Raw genomic sequence first — 22,396 nt, 5'->3', positions numbered from 1 at the left:
GGATGGTTGATCAGCCGCGACGCAGCCAGGCGCGGACGACGATGACGACGGGGACGGCGAGCGCGACCCATGAAACGAAATTGCGCAGGCCATCGCCGGTCAGGGCGCTGACGAGGCCGATGAGCGTGACGCCGGCGATGGCGGCGGGCACGGCGAGGACCGTGCCAAGCCGCCGGGGGCCCGATCGCCGTCGCTGGGTGCCGCTCAAGACGGCATCGCCGCAGCGCCGGTCTCGATTTCGGCAACCCGCGCCGCGGTGCCGCCGCGGCGGCGGCCAAGCCACAGGTAGAGCCCGGAGCCGAGGACGATGATCGTCAGCAGGTCGAGCGCCGCCCACAGCAGCTTCATCGGCAGGCCGCCGTAATCGCCGAAATGCAGCGGTTGGGAGATCAGCAGCGCCTGGGCATACCAGGGCAGCGGCCGTACATCGGTCAGCACGCCGGTTTCGGCATCGACGAGCGCCGGCGTCAGCATGCGTTCGGTCAGCGGCGTGCCGCCCTGGAGGAATACCGCATAATGGTGTCCGGAGCTGAAGGCGCCGCCGGGAAAGGCGATGAATTGCGGCGTGCTGCCCGGCCGGGCGGCGCGCGCCGCGGCCATTGCACGATCGACCGAACCATGCCGTTCGGGCGCCAGCGCCGGTCGCCCGGCATAGGCCGCGGTCATCGTCGCCAGCTCGCCGCGCTGCCACAGCTGGATGATCGGCGTCGCCAGCGTGTTGATGACGCCGGTCAGGCCGACGACCAGCGCCCAGGCCAGAACGACGACGCCGAGCAGGTTGTGATAGTCGAGCCAGCCGACCCGGGCGCTGCGGCGGCTGCGGATCGTGCCGAAATCGAGGCGGCGCATGAAGGGCGCATAAAGCACGACACCCGAGACGAGCGCGATGCAGAACAACAGGCCCATGAGGCCCAGGAACAGCATGCCCGGCAGGCCGAGGAACATGTCGGTGTGCAGTTCGAGCAGGAAATGCATGACGCCGCTGTCCTCGACGGCGCCGGCGGTTGCTCCGGTGGCACGGTCGAAGATCTGGATCGTCATCGTTTCGGGCGGCGCGTCGGGTGACGGCCCGGTGGTGACGGTCAGCAGCGGGCGATCATTGTCGAACGCCATGAACAGCGGCACTTCGCCGGGGCGCTGCGCCAGCGCCATGGCGAGCAGCGTGTCGAGCGGCAACAGGCCGGGGCCGTTGCCCGACGACGCGAGGCCGACCATGCCGACGGCAGGGGCCTGGCCGGTGAGCGCGTCGATCTCGTCATGGAATATCAGCGGCAACCCCGTGACGCAGAGCATGAGCAGGAACGCCGTGCACACGATGCTCGACCATTTGTGGACGAGGAACCAGGCCCGGATCCCGGCCCGTGTCATGCGTCGAACGCAACCGACTGGAGACTTCTGATAATCATTATCGTTAGCGGATAACCGAGCGGCGGCCGCGCGACAACCCGGTTTTATACGGGGTCGTTTCGTTCTGCCTGCTCGACTTCGGGCCCCGGTGCCGTTTATGCCGGCGCATAATGTTCCGGGCAAAGGCGGTTATGGTGTCGCGATTTCCTGCCGCGCTGGCGGCCATGTGGCTGGCGGCGAACAGCGTCGCCGCGCGGGCCGACGATACCCAGCTGTGGGGGTCGCTGATCGCGCAGGGGCCGGTTGCATCCGGGCCGGGCGCCCGGCCCTTCGTGTGGCTGGAGGTGCAGCCGCGTTTCGACGAGAACATATCGCGCCGCGGCGAGCTGATCATCCGCCCGGGCTTCGGCATCCGCCTGGCGCCGGATCTGCTTGTCCTCGCCGGTTACCACTACCAGAATGCGGCGCGCGACGGCGCACCTTCGGTGATCGAGCATCGCATGTGGCAGCAGCTGACGCTGCCCCTGGTCCGCGATCCGGAGCGGATCGTACTGCTGACGCGGCTGCGGCTGGAACAGCGCATCGTCAACGGCCGCCAGGACCTGGGCTGGCGGGCGCGCGCCATGCTCAGGCTGCAACTGCCGCTGTCCGGTCGCGGCAGCGCCGGGCCGCTATTCTGGAGCGAGGCGCTCGTCGGCCTCAACGATACCGATTGGGGCCAGCGCAGCCGCGTCCAGCAGGTCCGGGCGTTCGGCGGCGCGCTGGTACCACTGAATGCGCGGCTCAATCTCGAGGCCGGGTACATGGCGCAAATTCTGCGGGGTACCGGTCCCGACCGCATCAACCACGTCGCCAATATCGCGCTCAACTACCGGCTGGGCGACTGATGGCCGCCTAGAATGGGAAGAAGTAGGGGATGATGGCGACGCCGACCACCCAGGTGATCAGGTTGAGCGGCACGCCGATGCGAACGAAATCCATGTACCGATACTTGCCGAGCTGGAACACGAGCACGTTGGTCTGGTAGCCGAAGGGCGTCGCGAAGGCGGCACTGGCGGCCATCATCACGCCGATCAGGAACGGCCGCGGGTCGACGCCCAGGCTTTCGGCGAGCGCGACGGCGATCGGGGTGACGAGCACGGCGACCGCGGCATTCGACAGGAATTCGGTGGCGAACAACGTCACGCCGTAAAGGACCGCCAGCGCCGTCCAGGGCCCGAATGGCCGGGTGATATCGATGAGCATCGCCGAAGCCGATGCGGCAAGGCCGGTCAGCTCGATCGACAGGCCGACGACGACCATGCCCCCGATCAGCAGGAGAACTTCGGGCCGCAGCCCGGCATAGGCCTCGTCGGGGCTGATCACGCGCAACAGGATAAGCAGGACGGCGCCGGCAAAGGCAGCGGCGGCGATCGGCGCGACGCCAAGGGCTGCGGCCGCGATGACGGCGACGAACACGGCGACCGAGATGGCGCCTTTCTTGACGTCGAGGGGTCGCTCGACGGCAAACAGGGCCAGGTCGCCCAGCGTACCGTCGCCGGTCTGTTCGGGCAGGTCCTCGGATGGCTGCGACGTCTCGTCGTCCCGGCCCAGCAGGCGGCCGCCGGCGAGCATGAGGTAGAGGCCACCGGCCGCAGCGACGATCAGCCCGACGGGGGTGATCTCGAAAATGCTGAAGACCGGCTGCCCGGCGTTGCGGGCCATGTCGTTGACCAGCAGGTTGGTCGAGGTCCCGATGAGGGTGCAGACGCCGCCCATGATCGTGATGTAGCTCAACGGGATCAGGAAGCGTTTCGGCGACACGTTGAGCGAGATGGCCACGTCCCTGACGACCGGTGCCGCAAGGACCACGATCGGTGTGTTGTTGAGAAAGGCCGATGCGCCGCCACACAGCAGGATGACGAGCCACAGGCCAAGCTGGCCGAGGCGGCTGCACAGCGCGATGGCCTTGCGGATCAGCAGGCCGAGGAATCCCGACAGCTCGATGGCATAAGCAATGACGAACAGGCAGGCGAGGGTGATGATCGCCGGGCTGGCAAACGCTGCCTGGACTTCGACCGGCCGCACGACGCCCAGCAGCAGCAGCGCGGCCGCACCCGCCAGTGCCGTCACGTCCGACCGCAGCTTGCCATGGATCAGGACGGCAACGACGACGACCAGGACGGAAAGTGCCGCGATCTGATTGAAGTTCATCGTCTCGAGTGACCTTCACGGCGGCGTGCCGTCAAGTGTCACGTTGCGGGCTTCATCCGGTTCAGAGGCGTGCTATCGTCGGGCTGATGGCATTTCGGGCAATTCTGGAGTCGGGTCGATCGGGCGCGCGCGCCTTGGCGATGCTGTCCGCGCTTCCGTTGGCGGTGACAGCATGTGACCGCAAGGCGCCTGAGCCGCCGGCGACCCCGAAAGCGATCGAAGCGCCGCCGCCCCCGGTCATCAAGCCACCGCTGCCGGCGGCGATCCCCACCCTTGGACGAAGCGACCTCGTTGTTGCCGCTGCGGCCGCTGCATCGACCTTTGCCGAGGGACGCCGGGTGACCGGGAAAGACGCGATGGTCGGACAGCGCTTTGTCGTCCGCATCCCATTCGGGTGCACCGGACCGACCCCGTCGGACGCGCCCGTGCCAGGCCTTACCGGCTGGGCCCCGACCCCCGACGGCAAGGCGATCCAACTGTCGCTCGAGCCGGCGGATTGGGTGGCGGCGCCGCTGTTTGCCGCCCCCGATGCTGCCGCGCGTTGGGAAGCGATCGAAGGTTTCTGGATCCCGCGGCCATGGCTCGCCGCCGAAACATGCCCCCGTCCGGTGGCCGACCAGATTCAGCCGCCGGGTGCGGCTTCACCGCAGTCCGTCGGGCTTGCGGCCGTCTTCGAGCGCGACGGCTCCCGCATCGGCCGGCGCGACGGCCGCGCCTATGTTTCCAACATCAGAAGCACTGGCGAGGGGCCACCCCTGCCGCCGACCGGCGGCTATCGCCTCGTGCTCGCCGGACGCATCGCCGCGTTCCCTGACGGCCAAGCCTTTGCTTGCCGCGCCGCCAGCCCCGACCAGCGGCCGGTCTGTGTCGCCGCAGTCGAGCTCGATCGCGTGGCCTTCGAAGCCGAGGAGAGGGTGATTTCCGAATGGCGCCCGGGCTGACCTGCGCCCGCCATCGGCATGACCGGGCGCAACTGTCGACAGCAGCTTGGCCGTGCGCGGCGGGGCGCCGGGTGGCCTGCTATTTGCCGCGCCGGTCCCGGGCGGCGCGCAATTGCCGGATGTAGTCGGCGACGGCCTGGGGTTCGTAGGGGCGACCGAGGCGCGGGCCGTCATCGCAGATCTGCGCGGCGGCATCGGCAGCGGCCTTGGCGCTGCCGGCAATGGCGACTTCCAGCTCGGGTCGGTTGCGGCGCACCCAGGTAGCGAGACCGAAGCCGTTGAGCGAACCATCGACGGTGGCGCTGCAGAGGATGACGTCGACAGGGTCGACCGCGTTCAGAATGACGAGGGCCTCGTCCGAGGTGGCGGCCTCGATCACCCGATGCCCGCAGTCGCGCAGGAATGCCGTCAGGGCAAGCCGAACGGTGACCTCGCTGTCGACGAGCAGGACCGCCGACGCCTTGCCGGCGGTTTCAACGCTCGCCACGCGACAAGGCCCTTTCCAGCGCGTCGGTGATCTGCAGCATGTCGAAAGGCTTGGCGACAAAGTCCCTTGCGCCGCGGTTGATCGCCTCTGCGGGATGCAGCGTACCGGAGCACAACACAACCGGAAGTCCGGGCCGGTCCTTCGTCACGACCTCGAGCAGCCCCAGTCCATCGAGGCGTCCCGGCATCCTGACGTCGCTCAGCACGATATCGATGGGCACGCCCGACCGGACGACTTCGGCGGCTTCATCGCCGCTTGCCGCACAGATGACGTTGTAGCCGCGGTCGAGCAGTTCGTCGGCGAGCATGGCCCGGATCAGAACCTCGTCCTCGACAAGCAGCACGGTACTCGTCGTGGACAGATCCTTGCCCGACGCAACGTCACCTTCGCTCAAAATCACAATCCGCCCCCACAAGGTCTGAACGCCCGAACGGCGAGGCGGGTCCATGACCATGTACGATACGACATGGCGCACGTTTGAGCGCCGGCGGGCAAATGCTGCAAGTCTGCGACGGCGGGCGACGCCGCGGCACGTTGCCACCACCGCCGGACGACGGCCCGCCGTGGGGCGCGGCGGCGGCCGCTGGTATCAGGGCTGATCGCCACGCCGGCCTGCCCAAATCGGCGCTGCTCAGGCACCGTCCAGTTCGCAGATCGCGGCGATCGTGGTGGACAACGACCAGCGCACGCCTGCGGGGGCATATTCGGTCACCCCGGTGCCGCCCAGGTCGCCAGCCAGGCTGCTGCCGGTCAGGCGCGTGCCGAAACCTGTTCGTGTCGGTGGCACGACCGGCGGGCCGCCCTGCTCCCGCCACGTCAGCTCGACGCCCGGCGAGCTGCCCGGCGTGATCGCCCAGTCGATGGCGACGGTACCGACATCGTTGGACAGGGCGCCGTATTTCACCGCGTTCGTAAACAGCTCGTGCAGCGCCATCGACAATGCCAGTGCCGCCCGTGCCTTGAGCTCGATCGGCGGCCCGGCAATGCTGACCCGAGCGCTGTCGGCAAGATGGACGAGCACCGCGCCTTCGATGATCGCGGCGATCGGCGCCGCCACCCAGCTGGTTTGCGTCAACAGATCATGGGCATGCGCCAACGTGATCAGGCGGCTGCTGATCGCAGCGCTTGCCTCCGCCGGCGTGGCGACAGCACGCAATGATTGGCTGACGATGCCCTGCACAACGCCAAGCGTGTTCCGCACCCGATGCTGGAGTTCGTTGTTGAGCAGCCGGCGGTGTTCCTCCGCCGCCTTTTCTGCCGAAATGTCCCGGACCGTGCCGACCAGCCGGCGGCGTTCACCCGGGGCCTTCAGCACCTGCGCGCGTGAGCGCAGCCAGCGATGCCCGCTGCCGTTTGTGGGGCGGACCCGATATTCGATGTCGAGCCGGTTGTCGCCGCCGTCCGCCAGCGCGGTGGCGACGGCGCCAGCAAAGGCAGCGCTGTCGTCAGGATGGACATGCGCCAGGAAAGCGTCGAACGGCATTTCGGCCGTTTCCGCGTGGCCGAGCAGCTCGCGCGCCCGGGCATCGCCGTAGAGCACGCCCGTGCCTGGCACGGCTTCCCAGGCGCCGAGTTCGGCTGCATCGAGCGCAAGCCGGGCCCGGGTCTCGCTTTCGCGAAGTTCCTTCTCGTCGGCCTGGCGTTGCATGAGCATGCGGCGCAGCTCGAGCTGCGTCATGATCTGGCGTCCGAGCACCTCGAGGGTCATGCGCTGGAGCGCGGTGATGCCGTCGGGACGCGGCACGGTATCGAGAACGCACAGCGTGCCGAGCGGCAGGCCGTCGACCGTCCTCAGCAACACGCCGGCATAGAATCGCAGGCCGCCGTCGACGGCGACGAGCGGGTTGCAGGCAAAGCGCGGGTCTTCCGTGGTATCGGGCACCACCATCAGCCGGCTTTCCAGAAAGGCATGGGCACATATCGAGACGTCGAGCGGCAACTCGCGCGCGCCGATGCCGATTTCGGCCTTGAACCACTGACGTCCTTCGGCGATCAGGTTGACGACCGCGATCGGCGTGCCGAATGTCGCGGCAGCCAGTGCGGCGACATCGTCGAAATCCGCCTCGCGCGGCGTGTCGAGGATGCCGTAGCTGTCGAGCGCGCGCAGTCGCGCGTCCTCATCCCAGGGAAAGCAGCCGGTAGCGAAGGGCGAGAGGAGCTGCGTGACCATGATCGGCGCGATCTACCACACATCGCGCAGGTAAGAACCCTTGGTCATCTCATAAGGCATTGCGGCCATTCGCCTGACCTTTGCCCGAGCTGTATCATTCAAAGTCCGATCGACCGGCGCATTGTCAACGGTCAAGCTTGTCCGCCGCGGGACCGCCATCGAACCTCGAGCGTCTGGTGCACCCGGCAGGAGTCGAACCTGCGACCTCTGGTTTAGGAAACCATTGCTCTATCCTGCTGAGCTACGGGTGCGCGGGCCCAGCCTTTGCCATGCACGGCGCAACTTGCCAACCATCAGCCGTCGGAGCGGACCAGTGGCGTGAACGGCAGCGGCATCACGGCAATGCCATCCTCGGCAAGGGCGCGCGCCTCGGCCGGTGTCGCTTCGCCATAAATGCTGCGCGGCGGCAGGTCGCCATCGTGGAGGGCGCGCGCGGTTATGGCGAAGTCGCCGCCGACATAGTCCGACGCCGCTTCGAGCTTGCGCTGCGCCGCCAGCAGCGCGGCGCGTCCGTCGGCATCGCCGCTGTTGCCCTTGGCGCCGACCGCCGGGGCCATGACCGCCTTGCCGACATCGACATTGCCGCACAGCGGACAGGCGATCAGGCCGCGGGCGCGCTGGCTTTCATAATCCTCGCTGGATCCGAACCAGGCTTCGAAGACATGGGCGCGGTCGCAGCGCAGGTCGAAGACGATCACGGCCGGTCAGGCGGTCGTAACGGTGAAGGCGCGGGCATGATCCAGCGCCGGCACGCGGCCACGCGCCTCCGCCACCAGGTCGAGATCGAGATCAATTACCGAGCTGCCGGCAGCTTCACCCATGTCGAGCAGCACCTCGCCCCAGGGGGCGACGACCAGCGAATGACCATAGGTGGCGCGGCCGTCGGCATGGTCACCGGTCTGGGCGGCGGCGACGACGAAGCAGCCGGTTTCGACGGCACGGGCGCGCAGCAGCACATGCCAATGGGCAGCGCCTGTCGGGCGGGTGAAGGCGGCGGGCACCGACAGGACCGTAGCGCCGGCGCCGGCCAGCGCCCGGTGCAAAGCCGGAAAGCGCAAGTCGTAGCAGATGGTCAGGCCGAGCGTGCCCCAGGGCGTCGCCGCAGCGACGGCGGTGCCGCCAGGCCGATAGGCGGCCGATTCGCGATAGGTTTCGCCGCCCGGCAACTGCACGTCGAACAAGTGGATCTTGTCATAGCGCGCACGGATCTCGCCGCTGTCGTCGATCAGGAAGCCGCGATTGACGAACAGGTCGCCGCCGACCGCCAGCGCCAGGCTGCCGAGATGGACCCAGACGCCGTGCGCCCGCGCCGCCGCGCGCACCGCAGCGAGCACGGCATCGGCGTCTTCGCCGACGACATTGGTGCGCGCGCGGCGGCGATCCTTGTCGAGATAGCCGCTCATTTCCGGCGTGAAGACGATTTGCGCCCCCTGCCCGGCCAGGCCGGCGATCGCCGCCGCCAGCGACACCGCCTCGACAGCCGGATCGATGCCCGTCGTCGTCTGGACGATGCCGATGCGCAGCGTCATGCCGCCAGGAGCGGATCGAGCTTGCCGGCGCTTTCGAGGGCGGCAAGGTCGTCGCTGCCGCCGATGTGGCGCCCGTCGATGAAGATCTGCGGCACGGTCATGCGGCCGCCCGAGCGCTCGAGCATTTCGGCGCGCGCCGGGCCGCCCATCGAGATGTCATGTTCCTCGAACGCCGCACCCTTTTTCGACAGCAGCGCCTTGGCGCGGGTGCAATAAGGGCAGAGGAACTTGGTGTAGATTTCGATCTTGGGCATGGGATTACTCCGGGTCGGCAGCGGCGGCCTGCCTGATGGGTTCAGCTTCGCGCACTGCGCGCGCAAAGGTCAATACGTGGACGTCACGGGCGCCGGCGCGGCGCAGCAGCCGTGCGCAGGCATCGGCGGTCGCGCCACTGGTCATGACATCGTCCACCAGCACAATGCGGCGGCCGGCGACGCGGTTCCGATCCGGCACCCGGAAGGCGCCGCGAACATTGGCGATGCGCGCCTTGCGGCCCATGCCGCGGCTTGCCGGCGTCGGTTTGACGCGTTCCAGCGCATCGATGGCGAGCGGTGCGCCCGAAATCCGTGCCAAGGCGCGGGCCAGCAGCGCCGACTGGTTGAAGCCGCGCCGCCACAGCCGACCGCGGTGCAGCGGCACCGGCACCAGCAGGGCGTCGCCATCGAGCCACGGCGCCGCCGCGCGCGCCATGTGCGGCGCCATCACCGACACCAGATGCTGGCGATCGCCGTGCTTCAGCGCCAGCAGCAGCTTGCGCGCCGGGCCGCCATAGACCAGCGCGGCGCGGGCCGCGGCATAGCGCGGCGGTTCGGCGAGGCAGGCGCCGCATTCGGCAGCCGGCCCCATGTCGTGTTCGAACGGCGTGCCGCAACGGGCGCACATCGGTGCGGTGATGAAGCGCAACTCCTGCCAGCAGGCGACGCAGAAGCGCCCATCGTCGGCTACCATGGCGCGGCAGCCGGGGCAGCGCGGCGGCAGCACCAGGTCGAGGAGATAGCGCAGAATTGACGGCAGCCCCATGCCGGCAATCCTAGGCGCGATCGGCGTTGAACGGTAGCGCGGCGGCGTCTAACGGCAGCGCATGTCCGAACCCTTTGATCGTGCGCTGCGCCGGCGCCGCCATGCCGCGGCGGCCGCGGGGTTTGCGCGCGCCGAGTTCCTGCACGCCGCGATGGCCGAGGAGCTGCGCGAGCGCGTCGCCGGCGTGGCGCGCGACTTTGCCGATGTGCTCGACCTGGGTGGCCCGGCGCCGGCCTGGTCGGGCGCGACGCGGCTGGCGCTGGCGCCGGGCAGCGCCGATGTCGTCGCCGATGAGGACAGACTGCCGTTCGCCGACGCGAGTTTCGACCTTGTCGTGTCGGTCGGCGCGCTGGCCAGTGTCAGCGACTTGCCCGGCGCGCTGGTGCAGGTGCGCCGCGTGTTGCGACCGGACGGGCTGTTCGTCGCCGCCTTTGCCGGCGGCATGACGCTGGCGGAGCTGCGCGAGGACCTGATCGGTGCCGACATCGCCGCGATGGGCGGGGCCGCGGCCAGGATTGCGCCGATGGTCGAGGCGCAGGCGGCGGCGGGGCTGCTGCAGCGTGCCGGCTTTGCCATGCCCGTCGCCGATGTCGAGCGGTTGACGGTGCGCTATGGCTCGCTGTTCGGCTTGCTCGACGACCTGACCGCGATGGGCGCGCGGTCGCCGCTGGCCTCGCGGGTGCCCATCGGCCGCGCCGGCCTCGGCGACGCCGCCACGCGCTTTGCTGCCCGCGCCGTCGACGGCAAGACGCCGGTGACGGTCGAGATCCTCCATCTCGCCGGTTGGGCGCCGGCGCCAGGCCAGCCGGTGCCGTTGAAGCCCGGCAGCGCCACGACCAGCCTGGCGGCGGCGCTCGGCAGCCGCATCGGCGAACCCGGCAAGCGCGACTGACGATGCACCCGTCGCTCGCCGAACTTGGCCCGCGCATCTGCATCATGGGGCCGTCGAACAGCGGCAAGTCCACGCTGGCGCGGTCGATCGGCCGGGCGCGCGATATGCCGGTCGTCCATCTCGACCAGCTGCACCATCGACCAAACACCGATTGGGAGCCGCGCCCGCTCGCCGAATTCATCGCGCTGCATGATGCGGCGATCGCCGGCGAGCGCTGGGTGATGGACGGCAAGTATCGCGTCTGCCTGCCGCAGCGCCTGCAGCGCGCCACCGGGCTGATCCTGCTCGATGTCGGAACCCTCACCAGCCTCGTCCGCTATCTGCGGCGCACCTGCTTCGAAACGGACCGCGCCGGGGGCCTGGAGGGCGGCGGCGAACATATCAAATGGGAGATGCTACACCATATCCTGGTCGCCGGCCGCGCCAGTTGGCGCGGCTATGAGGCGCGGCTGGCCACGGTCGCGCTGCCGGTGGTGCGCCTGCCCAACCCGCAGGCGCTGGCCGATTTCTACCGCGACGAACGCCTGACGCGCTGACAAGACGCAGACATCAGGTCGCGACAGGCGGCCGGCAGTCGGCCATGATGCCATACCGGGGGGGTCGCCATGAGCCTGACGCAACTGATCTACTGGTCGCAGCCGTTCGGTTTCGACGACGCCATGCTCGACGGCATCCTGCTGCAGGCGCGGCGCAATAATCCGCGCGACGGGTTGACCGGTGCGCTGATCGTGCGTGCCGACCTGTACCTGCAACTTATCGAGGGCCCCGAGGCAGCGATCGATGCGACGTTCGCCCGGATCGCCCGCGACGACCGGCATCTGCAGGTCACCAAGATCTGCCACGGCCCTGCCGCCGAGCGGCTGTTCCCGGCCTGGTCGATGCGCGACGACCCGGTGAAAAGCTGGATGTGGACCGCCGCCGACGTCGCCGACGGTGCCGTCGAGCGTGCGACACCGGCCGAGGTGCTGGCGATGTTCGAGCGGCTGGCGGCGGAAACAAGCTAATCCCGGTCAGGGGCGCCGAGCGGAAAATAGTGGCGATAGGGCCGCGCTTCCTCCACGGCGCGAGCGAAGGAGGGCCGCGCCAGCAAGCGGCTGCGATAAGCGCGCAGCACCGGATAGGCCGCGGCGATCGGATGCACCCAGTCGGCGTAGAACAGCGACGGCGCAGCGGCGCAGTCGGCGAGGCTGAAACCGTCGCCGGCGGCCCATTCGCGACCCGCCAGCCGGGTTTCCAGCCACGCATAGGCCTTGTCGAGTGCCGCCGCCGCTTCGGCCAGGGCGACATCCTTGCGGCCGCCGTCGCCGCGCAGTGCCTCGGCGACCGGCACCTGCATGGCCGACATCACGTGATTGTCGAAGAACCGGTCGAGAAAGCGCACTTCGAGCGCCGCCGCAGGGTCGCCGGGGATCAACCGCACCGGGCCGGGGTGATGCAATTCCAGATATTCGATGATGATGGTCGATTCGATGACCGCCGTGCCCGCATCGACAAGCACCGGAAAGCGCCCGAGCGGCCACAGCGCCTTCAGCGCATCGGCGACCCCGGGGGTTTCGAGGTGGCGATATTCGAACCGCAGGTCGTTCTCGTACAGCGCCACCAGCACCTTCTGGCAGTAGGACGAGAAGGGGTGCGAATAGAGCCCGAGCGACATCGGCACACCTCCTAGAGCGCGATCAGCGCGACCTGCCGACCATAGTCCGCTTCGCCGCGATGGGTGGTGCGACGATAACTGAACCAGCGGCCATCGTCGGGATAGGTATCGATGCCGAGCGCGACGACGGTGCGGACGCCGGCATTGGCCAGCCGCATGGCGACAAAACCCTCCAGATCGAACTGGAAATGGCCTGCCCTGCCGCCGCTGAAGAAACCGTCGTGTGCCGGGCTGTCGGCGATGAAGCGGTCGCGAAAGCCGGCATCGACCTCGTAGCTGGCACGCGCGATGCACGGCCCGATGGCGGCGACGATGCGATCACGCCGGGCGCCGAGCCCGACCATCGCCGCGACAGTGGCGCCGGCGATGTCGTGGAGCGCGCCTTTCCAGCCCGAATGCGCCGCGCCGATGACGCCGGCTTCGACATCGGCGAGCAGGATCGGTGCACAATCGGCGGTCAGGATGCCGAGCGCCAGGCCGGGCGTCGCGGTGACCATCGCATCGGCATGGGGGCGTTCGGCATCGGGAAAGGCGGCGGTGACCGGCACGACGATGTTGCTGTGGATCTGGTGCAGCGTCACCAGCGCTGCGCCAGGCGCGACTGAAGTGACGGCCCGGTGGCGGTTCTCCCGCACCAGCGCGGGGTCGTCGGACGAACCCAGCCCGACGTTGAGACTGGCAAAGATGCCATCCGACACACCGCCCTGCCGCCCGACAAAGCCATGGCGCACGCCCAGCGCCGACGCGGTGACATGCGGCACCGTCACAGGATCGCCCGACACAGGACATCCTCGTCGGCCTGGTCGCCGACCATGAAGCGGTACGGCGCGATCTCGACAAAGCCGTGGCGGGCATAGAAGCGCCGCGCCCGCGGATTTTCGGTGAACACCGACAGCCAGATCTCGTGCGCGCCGCGCGCCCGCGCCGTGTCGAGCGCCCAGCGGGTCAGCACGTCGGCGATGCCGACGCCCTGCCAGGGGCGGAAGATGTAGAGCTGGCGCAGTTCCATGGCGGGCTCGCGGGTCTCCGCGGGCAGTTTCAGGCGGCCGATCTTGCAGAAACCGACGGGGTTGCCGCCCGAAAGGGCAAAGTGCACGGCGATTTCGGGATCTGCGAGTTCGGCGCCATAGGCGGCATCGGTACCGCTGGCGAGAAAAGCATCGAGATTGGCGATCGAATAGAGGCTGCCGAAGGTTTCGATGAAGGTGGCGCGGGCGATGCCGCCGAGCACGGCACCGTCCCCTGGGCCCGCATCGCGATAGGTGATCATGTGTCGAACCCCGCCGGTTTCGGCCAGTGCGGCGCCGACAGCGCCATGGCCTTGAACAGATTGCCCATCTGTGTCGGTGCGGTGAGCCGCACCAATGCCGCCGCGATGCCACCTGCCGCATCACGATTGCGCGACTGCAAGGCCGCAGCGCGCGCCTCGATGCCCAGCCGCGCCAGCCAGACCCCCTGCGGCACCGGGCCGGACACCCGCAAGGCGCCGGCGGCGCGGGCGAGGGCGGTGAAGTCGACATGGGCGGTCAGGTCGCTGTCTCCCGGTGCGGCAAAGGGATCGGCCATGCTGTGGTTGCGAAGCGCCTGCAAAGTATCGCCGGCAACCGTATCGGCATAGCCATAGTCGATGATCAGCGCCGCTCCGCCCTGCCGGCGCAGGCGGTCGCCGATGACCGCGGCGATGACGTGGCCGGCGGGCGAGGCTTCGCCGGCCGGCGTGCCGGGTGCGGGAATGACGGCCGCGGCAAAGCCATCGCCGGCAATGGCAGCGGCGCGCTCACCGCCGGCGCCGTCGAACTGGCGAATCGGGAGGGCATCGAAGAATTCGTTGGCAATGATGATCACCGGCAGGTCGTCGGGCACGTCGCTCAGGCTGTCGTACCAGTCCGCGACGACTCGCCCGGCCTGCTGCGCACGCAAGGCCGGGCTGGTTTCGACCAGCGCCAGCGGCGCCGCAAAGCCCGGCACCCGCGCCAGCACACGCAGCGCGTCGGCGATCAGCGTGCCGCGGCCAGGGCCCAGCTCCACGAGCCGCACCGCCGGTCGGCCGGCGCGCAGCCACAGGTCGCCGATCCAGCCGCCGATGATCTCCCCGAACATCTGGCTGATTTCCGGCGCGGTGACGAAATCGCGGCCGAGCGGGTCCGGCCCGGTGTAGTAGGCGGCGTTGCAGGCGGCCATCCAGTGATCGAGCCGCAACGGGCCGTCGCGGGCGATGCGGGCCCGGAGCACCGCGGCGAGGTCGCTCACGCCGGTTTTTGGTCGGCGTCCGGCACTGGCGCCGGCAGCGGCGGCCGTGCCAGTGCCCGCGCCAGCAGGATGGCACCGATGATCGTCATCGGGATGGTCAGTGTCTGGCCCATGGTCAGGCCCGTCGACAGGAAGCCGATCTGGACGTCGGGTTCGCGGAAGAATTCGACGATGAAGCGCGACACGCCATAGGCGACGCCGAACACCCCGGCGAGCAGCCCCGGCCGCAGCCGCGCCCGGGTACCCCAGAACAGCATGGCCATGATGCTGAACAGCAGCACGCCCTCCAGCGCGAATTCGAACAGCTGGGACGGATAGCGCGGTTCCGGACCGGCACCCGGAAAGATCACGCCCCAGTCGGTGCCGGTGGGACGCCCCCACAGCTCGCCGTTGACGAAATTGGCGAGGCGGCCGAGACCGAGGCCGATCGGCGATACCGTCGCGACATAGTCGAGCACCCGGAGCCCGTTGACCCGGTTGGCGAGGCCAAAGCCGATGCAGCCGAGGATGACCCCGGCGATGCCGCCATGGGAAGACATGCCGCCGTCCCAGACCCGCAGGATATTGAGCGGTTGGGCGACATATTGGGGCAGGTTGTAGAACAGCACATAGCCGAGCCGGCCGCCGATGATGACGCCGAGCGTTGCCCAGGTGATGAAGCTGTCGAGCTGCTCACTGGTCATCGGCGATCCCGGCAGCTTGATCATCTTCGCCAGCAGCCACCAGCCGATGACGATGGCGGCGATATAGCTCAGGGAATACCAGCGCAGCGAGAACGGCCCCCAGCCCCCGAATGGCCCGATGGTGAACACTTCGGGACGCAGCGGCAGGGTGGCGAAATCCACGGCAATGTGGGTCAGGTGAAGCAACCTATGCGCCTTTTGTCAGCTTGCCGTGACCGGCGGCCGGCACCATAAAGCCGGAATAACAGAACGCCAGAGGGGAGACACGGCAGATGGCCGACCTGGAGACATTCCGCGCCGAGACTCGCGAATGGCTGGAGGCGAATTGCCCCGCCGAGATGCGCACGCCGATCACCCGCGATGCCGACGTCTGCTGGGGCGGTCGCAAGGCGAAACTGTCCGAACCGCAGCGGCTGTGGATGGACCGCATGGGCGAACGCGGCTGGACGGTGCCCGAATGGCCGACCGAATATGGCGGTGGCGGCCTGTCGAAGGACGAGGCCAAGGTGCTCGACAGCGAGATGCGCCGCATCAAGGCGCGATCGCCGCTGTCGTCGTTCGGCATCTGGATGCTGGGCCCGGCGCTGCTGAAATACGGCAATGAGGCGCAGAAGAGGGAGCATCTGCCCAGGATCGCGCGCGGCGAAATCCGCTGGTGCCAGGGCTATTCGGAGCCGGGCGCCGGGTCCGACCTCGCCGCGCTGCGCACGTCCGCCGAGGACAAGGGCGATCATTACCTCGTCAACGGCAGCAAGGTCTGGACCAGCTATGCCGACAAGGCGGACTGGATCTTCTGCCTCGTGCGCACCGATCCGACGGTCGCCAAGCACCTCGGCATCTCGTTCCTGCTTTTCGACATGGACAGCCCGGGCGTGTCGACCTCGCCGATCAAGCTGATTTCGGGCGCCTCCCCGTTCTGCCAGACGTTCTTCGACAATGTCGAAGTGCCCAAGGAAAACCTGATGGGCCAGGCCGGCAAGGGCTGGGACATCGCCAAATATCTGCTGACCCATGAGCGCGAGATGATCGGCGGCAGCGATTCGACCGGCGGCGGCATGCGCGACGGCGTCAGCCAGATCGCCAAGCGGCAGATCGGCCTCGATGCCGCGATCCTCGCCGATACCGGCCTTCGCACCGACATCGTCCGCCACGAGATCAACGCCTGGGCGTTCGCGCTGACGATGGAGCGGGTGAAGGACGAGGCCAAGGCCGGCCAGGGCGTCGGTGCGCTGTCGTCGATGCTGAAATATTACGGCACCGAGCTCAACAAGGACCGGATGCAGCTGCTGATGAGCGTCAACGGCAGCGATGGCCTGGTCTGGGAAGGTCCCGGTGAAGGTGAGGGCGACCTGGCTCGCAACTGGCTGCGCAGCCGTGCCAATTCGATCGAGGGCGGCACCAGCGAGATCAACCTCAACATCATCGCCAAGCGCGTGCTGGAATTGCCGGGGGCCTGATCGCTCCCCTCCCGCCTGTGGGAGAGGCTGGGGGTGGGGGAGTCTTCACCCGCAAAATCCGTCCGTTCGCAGCATACCCCAACGACCCCTCCCGCAGGCAGGAGGGGAGCAGGAAGAAGTAAAATGGCCCTAGTTCTCACCGACGACCAGAAGATGATCCGTGAATCGGCCGACGGTTTCTTCAAGACCGAGGCCCCCGTGAACCAGCATCGTGCGCTGCGCGATGCCAAGGACGCCACCGGCTTCGACCGCGACACCTGGGGCAAGATGGCCGAAATGGGCTTCGCCGGCGTACTGGTGCCCGAGGAACATGGCGGCGCCGGCTTCGGCCACGTCGCCGCCGGGCTGATCATGGAGGCCATCGGCCGCAACCTCAGCGCCGCGCCGATGCTGTCGACGGCGGTGCTCGGCACCACGGCGCTCGTCGCCGGCGGCACGCCTGACCAGCAGGCGAAGTATCTGCCGCTGATCGCCGAGGGCAAGCGCCTGTTCGCCCTCGCCGCGGATGAGGCGGCGCGGCACAATCCGGCACATGTCACCACCACCGCGACGCCGTCGGGCAACGGCTTCCGGCTCAATGGCACCAAGAGCTTCGTCCTCGACGGTCATGTCGCCGACACGCTGATCGTCGCGGCGCGCACCTCGGGCGATGACAGGGACAAGGACGGCATCACCCTGTTCCTTGTCGACGCCAAGGCCGCCGGCGTCGCCGCCGAACGTCGGTCGATGGTCGACAGCCGCAACGCCGCGCGCATCACGCTTGCCGATGTCCAGGTCGATGGCGCCGATGTGCTGGGCGATGTCGGCGGCGGCTTTGCCATTCTCGAGACGGTACTCGATGCCGGCCGCGCCTGCCTCGCCGCCGAAATGCTCGGCGTGTCGTCGGAAAGCTTCACCCGTACCGTCGATTATCTGAAGCAGCGCGAGCAGTTCGGCCAGAAGATCGGCAGCTTCCAGGCGTTGCAGCACCGCGCCGCACACCTTTTCTGCGAGGTCGAGCTGGCCCGTTCCGCCACATTGCGGGCGCTTGTCGCGCTCGATGAAAAGGACGATCGCGCGCCGATGTTCGCGTCACTGGCCAAGGCCAAGTCCGGCGAAGTCGCCAAGCTGGCCACCAACGAAGGTGTCCAGATGCACGGCGGCATCGGCATGACCGACGATTTCGACATCGGCTTCTACATGAAGCGCGCCCGCGCCGCGCAGGAGACCTTCGGCGACATCGCATTTCACGGCGACCGGCTGGCGCGGCTGATGGGCTACTGACCGTCCTGCCCCCGAGGCGGAGGAAGGACGATGTTGCAAATGGCGCTAGGCATGCCATTTAGGCCGCGACCAAGAGGCGGACCAACCGCCCGCCATCGCCATGCCTGGGGAATGCCATGAAGTCCGCGCTCGATACTGCCCTCGATACCGTCATTTCGGGCATTACCGCTGCCGGCGGGCCGCTGGCCGTCGGCGAGGTGTCGGTGCGCGGCGCCACCCTGCCCGGCTTCACCGCCGCGCCGCCCTCGATGCGCGAATATTTCGCCTTCTTCTTCGCAGCCAACGCCACCAAGGAGTTCCTCGTCTATGGCGATGAACGGCTGACCTTTGCCGAGGTCCATGCCCGCGGGCTGAAGTTCGCCGCCATGCTGCAGCATCGCCACGGCATCGCCAAGGGCGACCGCGTCGCCATCGCGATGCGCAACTATCCCGAATGGGTGGTAGCGTTTGTCGGCGTCCTCCATCTCGGCGCCATCGCCATCCCGATGAACGCCTGGTGGACGGCCGAGGAACTCGACTACGGCCTCAAGGATTCCGGCGCCCGTCTCGCCATCGCCGACGAGGAGCGCGCCCGCCGCCTCGCCACATTGTCGTGCATCGCCAAGGTGCTCACCGTACGCACTTCGGCCGAGGTCGCCACCAGCCTGGGCTTTGCCCGCACCGAGGACGAGCTCGCGGCAGCGCCCGACAGTTGCTGGTTCCTGCCCGAGATCGCGCCGGAGGACGACGCGACCATCATGTACACGTCGGGCTCGACCGGCAGCCCCAAGGGCGCCGTGTCGACGCATCGTGCCATCGTGTCGGGCGCCATGAACTATCTCGTCGCCGGGCTGGCGCTGCTGAACCTGTCGCAAGCGTCGGGCGCCACCATGCCCGACCAGCAGGTCATGCTGCTCAACGTGCCGCTGTTCCACATCACGGGATCGGTGCCGGTGCTGCTGGTATCGGTCGCCATCGGCCGCAAGATGGTCATCATGCACAAATGGGATGCCGGCGAGGCACTGCGGCTGATCGAGAAGGAGCGCGCGACCTATTTCGTCGGCGTGCCGACCATGAGTCTCGAACTGATGCAGCACCCGGACCATGACAAATACGACCTGTCGTCGCTGGTCGACATCGCCAGCGGGGGCGCGCCGCGGCCGGCCGAGCATGTCGAGCGCCTCGCCAGGACCTTCGTCGGCACCAATCCGGTGCAGGGCTATGGCCTGACCGAGACCAACGGCGTCGGCGCCGGTAATTTCCGCGACAATTATCGCGCCAAACCCGCCTCCACCGGCCGCGCCGCGGCGCCGCTCGTCGAACTGCGCATCGACCAGGGCGACGGTCCGGTCGGCGCCGGGGCACCGGCGGGCACCGTCGGCGAGGTCTGCATCCGCACCGTCTGCAACTGCCGCGGCTATTGGAACAAGCCCGAGGCCACCGCTGCCGCCTTTCCGGGTAATGGCTGGTTCCGCAGCGGCGACCTCGGTTACCTCGACGAGGACGGTTACCTGTTCATCGTCGACCGGAAGAAGGACATCATCATCCGCGGCGGCGAGAACATCAGCTGCCAGGAGGTCGAATCGGCGATCTACACCCACCCGGCGGTCGCCGAATGCAGCGTCTTCGGCCTGCCCGACGACCGGTTGGGGGAGATCGTCGGCGCCGTGGTTTTTGTGAAGCCGGGCTCGACACTGGAAGCCGCCGATCTTTACGACTTCATCGCGCGCGACCTCGCCAGCTTCAAGCTGCCGGCAAAGATCTGGCTCAACCCCGAGCCCTTGCCCAAGCTGGGTTCCGCCAAGATCGACAAGGTGACACTGAGGACGCATTATCGCGCGGTGCACCTGGGCAAGGCTGCCTGAGTCGGATTGTTACGGGAGAACGACGATGTTCACCACGATGCTCGAAGGTACCAGGGACGACTGGGGCCAAATCGCCAAGGCGCATATGGAGCACCAGGTGTCGGCGGCACCGCAGCAGATCATGGAGTCGTTGCGCCGACTGGAGACGATCGAAGTCGGTTTCGGCGCCAACCAGCTGCAGCACAGCCTGATGACGGCGACGCTCGCCCGCCGCGATGGCGCCAGCGACGAGGAAATCGTCGCTGCGCTGTGCCACGATATCGGTAAGCTGATGAGCATCCCCAACCACGGCCCGATCGCCGCCGAAATCCTGAAGCCCTATGTTTCCGAGGATCTGTACCACGCCGTCAAATGGCATCAGGATTTCCAGGGCAAATATTATTACGAGTATCTCGGCAAGCCCGCCGACATGCGCGAGCGGTTCAGGCAAGAGCCCTGGTTCGCCACGGCCGAAAAGCTGGTCGACCGCTGGGATGCGCCGGCATTCGACCCGGCGTATGACAGCGACAGCCTGGAAAGCTTCGAACCCGAGGTGACCCGAGTGTTTTCCCGGCCCGTCCGCGCTTATTGATGCATCCGGAACGATCGGGGCTACCCCCGGAACGTTCCTGCACAACGGGCGTTCTTCCGTGGCAGTGCGACATCCGTCGCTCCTTTGCTTCGGAGTCAAGCCATGTTGATCAACATCATCATCACCCTCATCGTCGTCGGCGTGCTGCTCTGGCTGGTGAACACCTACCTGCCGATGGACGGGAAGATCAAAAGCATCCTGAACATCGTCATTGTCATCGCCGTCGTCATCTGGCTGTTGCGTTCGCTCGGCGTTCTCGGCGGGCTCGGCTGATCCTGTTCGGAGCCGATAGCCGCCAAACTGCGGCTGTCGGCTCCCTGCGCTCGATATGAAGCTGGTACATTGGGGACGGGCCCGAACCAGGAGCTCTGTTCCGCTGCCGGTTTCCCATATGCTCGGCCCGGCGATGATTTTGCTGGTCGTCCGCACCTGACGCGGCTCGCTCGCTATTCCCCGATCTGTTCCGGGATATAGTCGCCCTCCGCCCGGTCGGCGAACTTGGTGATCTGCTTGTGGAAGGTCAGCGGCACGCTGCCCGTCGACCCGTGGCGCTGCTTGGCGACGATGACTTCGGCGAGGCCGAAGATCTTCTCGGCCTTTTCGCGCCATTTCAGATGCTTGTCGGCTTCTTCGGGGTCGGGCTGTTTCAGCGCGTGGTAATATTCCTCGCGATAGACGAACAGCACGATATCGGCGTCCTGCTCGATGGTGCCCGATTCGCGCAGGTCCGACAGCTGCGGTCGCTTGTCCTCGCGCGCCTCGACGGCACGGCTGAGCTGCGACAGCGCCAGCACCGGCACCTGCAGTTCCTTGGCGAGCGTCTTCAGGCCGCGGGTGATCTCCGAAATCTCCTGGACGCGGTTCTCGGCGGCGCCCTTGGCCGACCCCTGCAGCAGCTGCAGGTAATCGACGACGATCAAACCGATCTCGCGCTGCCGCTTCAACCGCCGGGCGCGGGTGCGCAGCGCCGCGATGCTCAAGGCCGGCGTATCGTCGATGAATAGCGGCAGTCCCGACAGGTCGCCGGCAGCGCGCGCCAGCCGGTTGAACTCGTCCTGGCTGATCTTGCCCATGCGCAGCGCCTCGCTGTTCACGCCGGATTGCTCGGCAAGCACGCGCGTCGCCAGCTGGTCCGACGACATTTCCAGGCTGAAGAACGCGACCGCGGCGCCGCTCGATTTCTCGGGGTCGATATTCCGCGCCTGGTCCTGAACGAAGCGCTGGGCGCAGGCAAAGGCGATGTTGGTGGCAAGCGCCGTCTTGCCCATCGCCGGACGGCCGGCGAGGATGACAAGGTCGGACTTGTGCAGGCCGCCGATCTTTTCATTGAGGGCGTTGAGCCCGGTCGTATAGCCCGACAGATGGCCGCCCGATTTCATGGCGCGGTCGGCCATTTCGATGGCTTCGCGTGTCGCCTGGCCGAAGGTCTTGACGGCCCCGGCGACTTCGCCCGCCTCGGCGACCTTGTAGAGCGCCATTTCGGCGCTTTCGATCTGCTTCAGCGGCTCGACATCAGTCGAGGTGTCGGCGGCGCTCACCGCCATCTCGCGGCCGACGCGAATCAGCTCGCGCAGCAAGGCCAGGTCATAGATCTGCTGGGCAAAGTCCTTGGCGGCGATCAGCGCGCCCGAATGTTGGGTGAGCCCGGCGAGATAGGCCGGGCCGCCCATCTCGATCATCGCCGGATCGGCCTCGAACAGCGGTTTCAGCGTCACCGGGGTCGCCGCCATCTTGCGATCACTCAGCCGCAGGATCGCCTCGTAGATGCGACCATGGAGCGCCTCGGCGAAATGCTGCGACCCCAGCCGCATCATGACATCTTCGACCAGGCGATTGTCGATCATCAGCGCGCCGAGCAGCGCGGCCTCGGCCTCGAGGTTCTGCGGCAGGGTGGCGGTGTCGGCGGCGGGTTCGACGATGCGAAGCGGGATCGGGGAAATCATGCCGGCATAGTCGCGCAATGCGACGTCCGGGGCAACGCCATGCGCTGCCAAGACCGGGGACAGGTCTGTGGACGAACCGGTATAACCGCCTCCGGCAAAGGGGGTCTGGGGCCAAGGGCCCAGCCGCCGGAGGCTCGTACCGTGACTTTTCG

26 protein-coding genes and 1 tRNA gene are annotated in these 22,396 nt (G+C 67.8%); 10 read left to right on the top strand and 17 right to left on the bottom strand.

What is annotated here, in order from left to right; genetic code table 11:
- Positions 1 to 10: 10 nt before the first annotated feature.
- Both ACP7AI_RS11285 and ACP7AI_RS11280 read right to left on the bottom strand, forming a co-directional pair.
- Positions 11 to 208: a hypothetical protein gene (locus ACP7AI_RS11285; protein ID WP_426167368.1), complete on the bottom strand. Its 198-nt coding sequence runs from the start codon at positions 206 to 208 to the stop codon at positions 11 to 13.
- On the bottom strand, positions 205 to 1,368 hold the full coding sequence (locus ACP7AI_RS11280) for a PepSY-associated TM helix domain-containing protein (RefSeq protein WP_426167366.1): 1,164 nt from the start codon (positions 1,366 to 1,368) through the stop codon (positions 205 to 207). Before ACP7AI_RS11280 ends, ACP7AI_RS11285 begins: the two co-directional genes overlap by 4 nt.
- Before the next feature lie 173 nt (positions 1,369 to 1,541).
- Between ACP7AI_RS11280 and ACP7AI_RS11275 the strand changes: the two genes are divergently transcribed.
- Positions 1,542 to 2,234: a DUF2490 domain-containing protein gene (locus tag ACP7AI_RS11275; protein WP_426167364.1), complete on the top strand. Its 693-nt coding sequence runs from the start codon at positions 1,542 to 1,544 to the stop codon at positions 2,232 to 2,234.
- A 7-nt stretch (positions 2,235 to 2,241) separates the two neighbouring features.
- On the opposite strand, the gene ACP7AI_RS11270 is transcribed toward ACP7AI_RS11275, so the two are convergent.
- The gene (locus tag ACP7AI_RS11270; protein WP_426167362.1) at positions 2,242 to 3,540 is read right to left on the bottom strand and encodes an SLC13 family permease; all 1,299 of its coding nucleotides are present in this window, start codon (positions 3,538 to 3,540) and stop codon (positions 2,242 to 2,244) included.
- Positions 3,541 to 3,548: 8 nt separating this feature from the next.
- Between ACP7AI_RS11270 and ACP7AI_RS11265 the strand changes: the two genes are divergently transcribed.
- Positions 3,549 to 4,481, top strand: coding sequence for a hypothetical protein (locus ACP7AI_RS11265; protein WP_426167360.1), 933 nt, complete (start codon positions 3,549 to 3,551; stop codon positions 4,479 to 4,481).
- Positions 4,482 to 4,560: 79 nt separating this feature from the next.
- On the opposite strand, the gene ACP7AI_RS11260 is transcribed toward ACP7AI_RS11265, so the two are convergent.
- The 8 genes from ACP7AI_RS11260 to ACP7AI_RS11225 form a co-directional block, all read right to left on the bottom strand.
- Entirely contained in the window at positions 4,561 to 4,968 is a 408-nt protein-coding gene (locus ACP7AI_RS11260; protein WP_426167358.1) for a response regulator, read from the bottom strand.
- The gene (locus tag ACP7AI_RS11255; RefSeq protein WP_426167356.1) at positions 4,955 to 5,422 is read right to left on the bottom strand and encodes a response regulator; all 468 of its coding nucleotides are present in this window, start codon (positions 5,420 to 5,422) and stop codon (positions 4,955 to 4,957) included. Before ACP7AI_RS11255 ends, ACP7AI_RS11260 begins: the two co-directional genes overlap by 14 nt.
- A 177-nt stretch (positions 5,423 to 5,599) precedes the next feature.
- Positions 5,600 to 7,138: a sensor histidine kinase gene (locus ACP7AI_RS11250; RefSeq protein ID WP_426167354.1), complete on the bottom strand. Its 1,539-nt coding sequence runs from the start codon at positions 7,136 to 7,138 to the stop codon at positions 5,600 to 5,602.
- Between the two features lie 174 nt (positions 7,139 to 7,312).
- Positions 7,313 to 7,389, bottom strand: a tRNA-Arg gene (locus ACP7AI_RS11245).
- Positions 7,390 to 7,431: 42 nt separating this feature from the next.
- On the bottom strand, positions 7,432 to 7,836 hold the full coding sequence (locus ACP7AI_RS11240; RefSeq protein WP_426167352.1) for a DUF1178 family protein: 405 nt from the start codon (positions 7,834 to 7,836) through the stop codon (positions 7,432 to 7,434).
- A 6-nt stretch (positions 7,837 to 7,842) separates the two neighbouring features.
- Positions 7,843 to 8,661 (bottom strand): carbon-nitrogen hydrolase family protein, encoded by an 819-nt coding sequence (locus ACP7AI_RS11235; protein ID WP_426168319.1) that lies wholly within the window; start codon positions 8,659 to 8,661, stop codon positions 7,843 to 7,845.
- Between the two features lie 2 nt (positions 8,662 to 8,663).
- Positions 8,664 to 8,921 (bottom strand): glutaredoxin 3, encoded by a 258-nt coding sequence (gene grxC / locus ACP7AI_RS11230; protein WP_426167350.1) that lies wholly within the window; start codon positions 8,919 to 8,921, stop codon positions 8,664 to 8,666.
- A gap of 4 nt (positions 8,922 to 8,925) precedes the next feature.
- The gene (locus ACP7AI_RS11225) at positions 8,926 to 9,687 is read right to left on the bottom strand and encodes a ComF family protein (protein WP_426167348.1); all 762 of its coding nucleotides are present in this window, start codon (positions 9,685 to 9,687) and stop codon (positions 8,926 to 8,928) included.
- A 61-nt stretch (positions 9,688 to 9,748) separates the two neighbouring features.
- On the opposite strand from ACP7AI_RS11225, the gene ACP7AI_RS11220 reads away from it, so the two are divergent.
- From ACP7AI_RS11220 to ACP7AI_RS11210, 3 genes are all read left to right on the top strand, one after another.
- A complete protein-coding gene (locus ACP7AI_RS11220; protein ID WP_426167346.1) occupies positions 9,749 to 10,579 on the top strand; it encodes a class I SAM-dependent methyltransferase in 831 nt (276 codons plus the stop codon).
- Between the two features lie 2 nt (positions 10,580 to 10,581).
- Positions 10,582 to 11,115 carry an AAA family ATPase gene (locus tag ACP7AI_RS11215; protein ID WP_426167344.1) on the top strand — a complete coding sequence of 178 codons (534 nt, stop codon included), beginning with the start codon at positions 10,582 to 10,584 and terminating at the stop codon, positions 11,113 to 11,115.
- A gap of 69 nt (positions 11,116 to 11,184) precedes the next feature.
- Entirely contained in the window at positions 11,185 to 11,583 is a 399-nt protein-coding gene (locus ACP7AI_RS11210) for a BLUF domain-containing protein (RefSeq protein ID WP_426167342.1), read from the top strand.
- Here ACP7AI_RS11210 and ACP7AI_RS11205 read toward each other — a convergent pair.
- The 5 genes from ACP7AI_RS11205 to lgt are packed head-to-tail and all read right to left on the bottom strand — an operon-like array spanning position 11,580 to position 15,352.
- The gene (locus ACP7AI_RS11205) at positions 11,580 to 12,233 is read right to left on the bottom strand and encodes a glutathione S-transferase family protein (RefSeq protein WP_426167340.1); all 654 of its coding nucleotides are present in this window, start codon (positions 12,231 to 12,233) and stop codon (positions 11,580 to 11,582) included. The genes ACP7AI_RS11210 and ACP7AI_RS11205 overlap by 4 nt on opposite strands.
- A gap of 11 nt (positions 12,234 to 12,244) precedes the next feature.
- Positions 12,245 to 13,015 (bottom strand): peptidoglycan editing factor PgeF, encoded by a 771-nt coding sequence (pgeF, locus tag ACP7AI_RS11200; protein WP_426167338.1) that lies wholly within the window; start codon positions 13,013 to 13,015, stop codon positions 12,245 to 12,247.
- Complete coding sequence (locus ACP7AI_RS11195; RefSeq protein WP_426167336.1) at positions 12,997 to 13,503, bottom strand: GNAT family N-acetyltransferase; 507 nt, start codon at positions 13,501 to 13,503, stop codon at positions 12,997 to 12,999. Before ACP7AI_RS11195 ends, pgeF begins: the two co-directional genes overlap by 19 nt.
- Complete coding sequence (locus tag ACP7AI_RS11190) at positions 13,500 to 14,483, bottom strand: class I SAM-dependent methyltransferase (protein ID WP_426167334.1); 984 nt, start codon at positions 14,481 to 14,483, stop codon at positions 13,500 to 13,502. The genes ACP7AI_RS11195 and ACP7AI_RS11190 overlap by 4 nt, the downstream gene beginning before the upstream one ends.
- Positions 14,480 to 15,352, bottom strand: coding sequence for a prolipoprotein diacylglyceryl transferase (gene lgt, locus ACP7AI_RS11185; protein WP_426167332.1), 873 nt, complete (start codon positions 15,350 to 15,352; stop codon positions 14,480 to 14,482). Before lgt ends, ACP7AI_RS11190 begins: the two co-directional genes overlap by 4 nt.
- A gap of 86 nt (positions 15,353 to 15,438) precedes the next feature.
- Between lgt and ACP7AI_RS11180 the strand changes: the two genes are divergently transcribed.
- The 5 genes from ACP7AI_RS11180 (at position 15,439) to ACP7AI_RS11160 (ending at position 20,574) form a co-directional block, all read left to right on the top strand.
- Positions 15,439 to 16,623: an acyl-CoA dehydrogenase family protein gene (locus tag ACP7AI_RS11180; protein WP_426167330.1), complete on the top strand. Its 1,185-nt coding sequence runs from the start codon at positions 15,439 to 15,441 to the stop codon at positions 16,621 to 16,623.
- A 123-nt stretch (positions 16,624 to 16,746) separates the two neighbouring features.
- On the top strand, positions 16,747 to 17,886 hold the full coding sequence (locus tag ACP7AI_RS11175) for an acyl-CoA dehydrogenase family protein (protein WP_426167328.1): 1,140 nt from the start codon (positions 16,747 to 16,749) through the stop codon (positions 17,884 to 17,886).
- A 116-nt stretch (positions 17,887 to 18,002) separates the two neighbouring features.
- Positions 18,003 to 19,730 carry a class I adenylate-forming enzyme family protein gene (locus tag ACP7AI_RS11170; protein WP_426167326.1) on the top strand — a complete coding sequence of 576 codons (1,728 nt, stop codon included), beginning with the start codon at positions 18,003 to 18,005 and terminating at the stop codon, positions 19,728 to 19,730.
- A 25-nt stretch (positions 19,731 to 19,755) separates the two neighbouring features.
- On the top strand, positions 19,756 to 20,301 hold the full coding sequence (locus ACP7AI_RS11165) for an HD domain-containing protein (protein WP_426167324.1): 546 nt from the start codon (positions 19,756 to 19,758) through the stop codon (positions 20,299 to 20,301).
- 102 nt (positions 20,302 to 20,403) lie between these two features.
- Positions 20,404 to 20,574 (top strand): Thivi_2564 family membrane protein, encoded by a 171-nt coding sequence (locus tag ACP7AI_RS11160; protein WP_426167322.1) that lies wholly within the window; start codon positions 20,404 to 20,406, stop codon positions 20,572 to 20,574.
- A gap of 173 nt (positions 20,575 to 20,747) precedes the next feature.
- Here the strand turns inward: ACP7AI_RS11160 and ACP7AI_RS11155 are convergent, their stop codons facing one another.
- Positions 20,748 to 22,244, bottom strand: coding sequence for a replicative DNA helicase (locus ACP7AI_RS11155; RefSeq protein ID WP_426167320.1), 1,497 nt, complete (start codon positions 22,242 to 22,244; stop codon positions 20,748 to 20,750).
- Positions 22,245 to 22,396: the final 152 nt, after the last annotated feature.

Source organism: Sandarakinorhabdus sp. DWP1-3-1, assembly GCF_049896705.1.
Taxonomy (GTDB): Bacteria; Pseudomonadota; Alphaproteobacteria; order Sphingomonadales; family Sphingomonadaceae; genus Sandarakinorhabdus.
Note: the sequence above shows the minus strand (reverse complement) of the source record. Positions and strands in the feature narration are given on the sequence as shown.

Bases quoted from the DNA above. Each gene is read 5' to 3' on its own strand.
- ACP7AI_RS11280 (WP_426167366.1), bottom strand. From the start codon at position 1,368: ATGACACGGGCCGGGATCCGGGCCTGGTTCCTCGTCCACAAATGGTCG.
- ACP7AI_RS11270 (WP_426167362.1), bottom strand. From the start codon at position 3,540: ATGAACTTCAATCAGATCGCGGCACTTTCCGTCCTGGTCGTCGTCGTT.
- ACP7AI_RS11255 (WP_426167356.1), bottom strand. From the start codon at position 5,422: ATGGTCATGGACCCGCCTCGCCGTTCGGGCGTTCAGACCTTGTGGGGG.
- ACP7AI_RS11250 (WP_426167354.1), bottom strand. From the start codon at position 7,138: ATGGTCACGCAGCTCCTCTCGCCCTTCGCTACCGGCTGCTTTCCCTGG.
- grxC (WP_426167350.1), bottom strand. From the start codon at position 8,921: ATGCCCAAGATCGAAATCTACACCAAGTTCCTCTGCCCTTATTGCACC.
- ACP7AI_RS11225 (WP_426167348.1), bottom strand. From the start codon at position 9,687: ATGGGGCTGCCGTCAATTCTGCGCTATCTCCTCGACCTGGTGCTGCCG.
- ACP7AI_RS11220 (WP_426167346.1), top strand. From the start codon at position 9,749: ATGTCCGAACCCTTTGATCGTGCGCTGCGCCGGCGCCGCCATGCCGCG.
- ACP7AI_RS11215 (WP_426167344.1), top strand. From the start codon at position 10,582: ATGCACCCGTCGCTCGCCGAACTTGGCCCGCGCATCTGCATCATGGGG.
- ACP7AI_RS11210 (WP_426167342.1), top strand. From the start codon at position 11,185: ATGAGCCTGACGCAACTGATCTACTGGTCGCAGCCGTTCGGTTTCGAC.
- ACP7AI_RS11205 (WP_426167340.1), bottom strand. From the start codon at position 12,233: ATGTCGCTCGGGCTCTATTCGCACCCCTTCTCGTCCTACTGCCAGAAG.
- ACP7AI_RS11195 (WP_426167336.1), bottom strand. From the start codon at position 13,503: ATGATCACCTATCGCGATGCGGGCCCAGGGGACGGTGCCGTGCTCGGC.
- ACP7AI_RS11180 (WP_426167330.1), top strand. From the start codon at position 15,439: ATGGCCGACCTGGAGACATTCCGCGCCGAGACTCGCGAATGGCTGGAG.
- ACP7AI_RS11175 (WP_426167328.1), top strand. From the start codon at position 16,747: ATGGCCCTAGTTCTCACCGACGACCAGAAGATGATCCGTGAATCGGCC.
- ACP7AI_RS11170 (WP_426167326.1), top strand. From the start codon at position 18,003: ATGAAGTCCGCGCTCGATACTGCCCTCGATACCGTCATTTCGGGCATT.
- ACP7AI_RS11165 (WP_426167324.1), top strand. From the start codon at position 19,756: ATGTTCACCACGATGCTCGAAGGTACCAGGGACGACTGGGGCCAAATC.
- ACP7AI_RS11160 (WP_426167322.1), top strand. From the start codon at position 20,404: ATGTTGATCAACATCATCATCACCCTCATCGTCGTCGGCGTGCTGCTC.
- ACP7AI_RS11155 (WP_426167320.1), bottom strand. From the start codon at position 22,244: ATGATTTCCCCGATCCCGCTTCGCATCGTCGAACCCGCCGCCGACACC.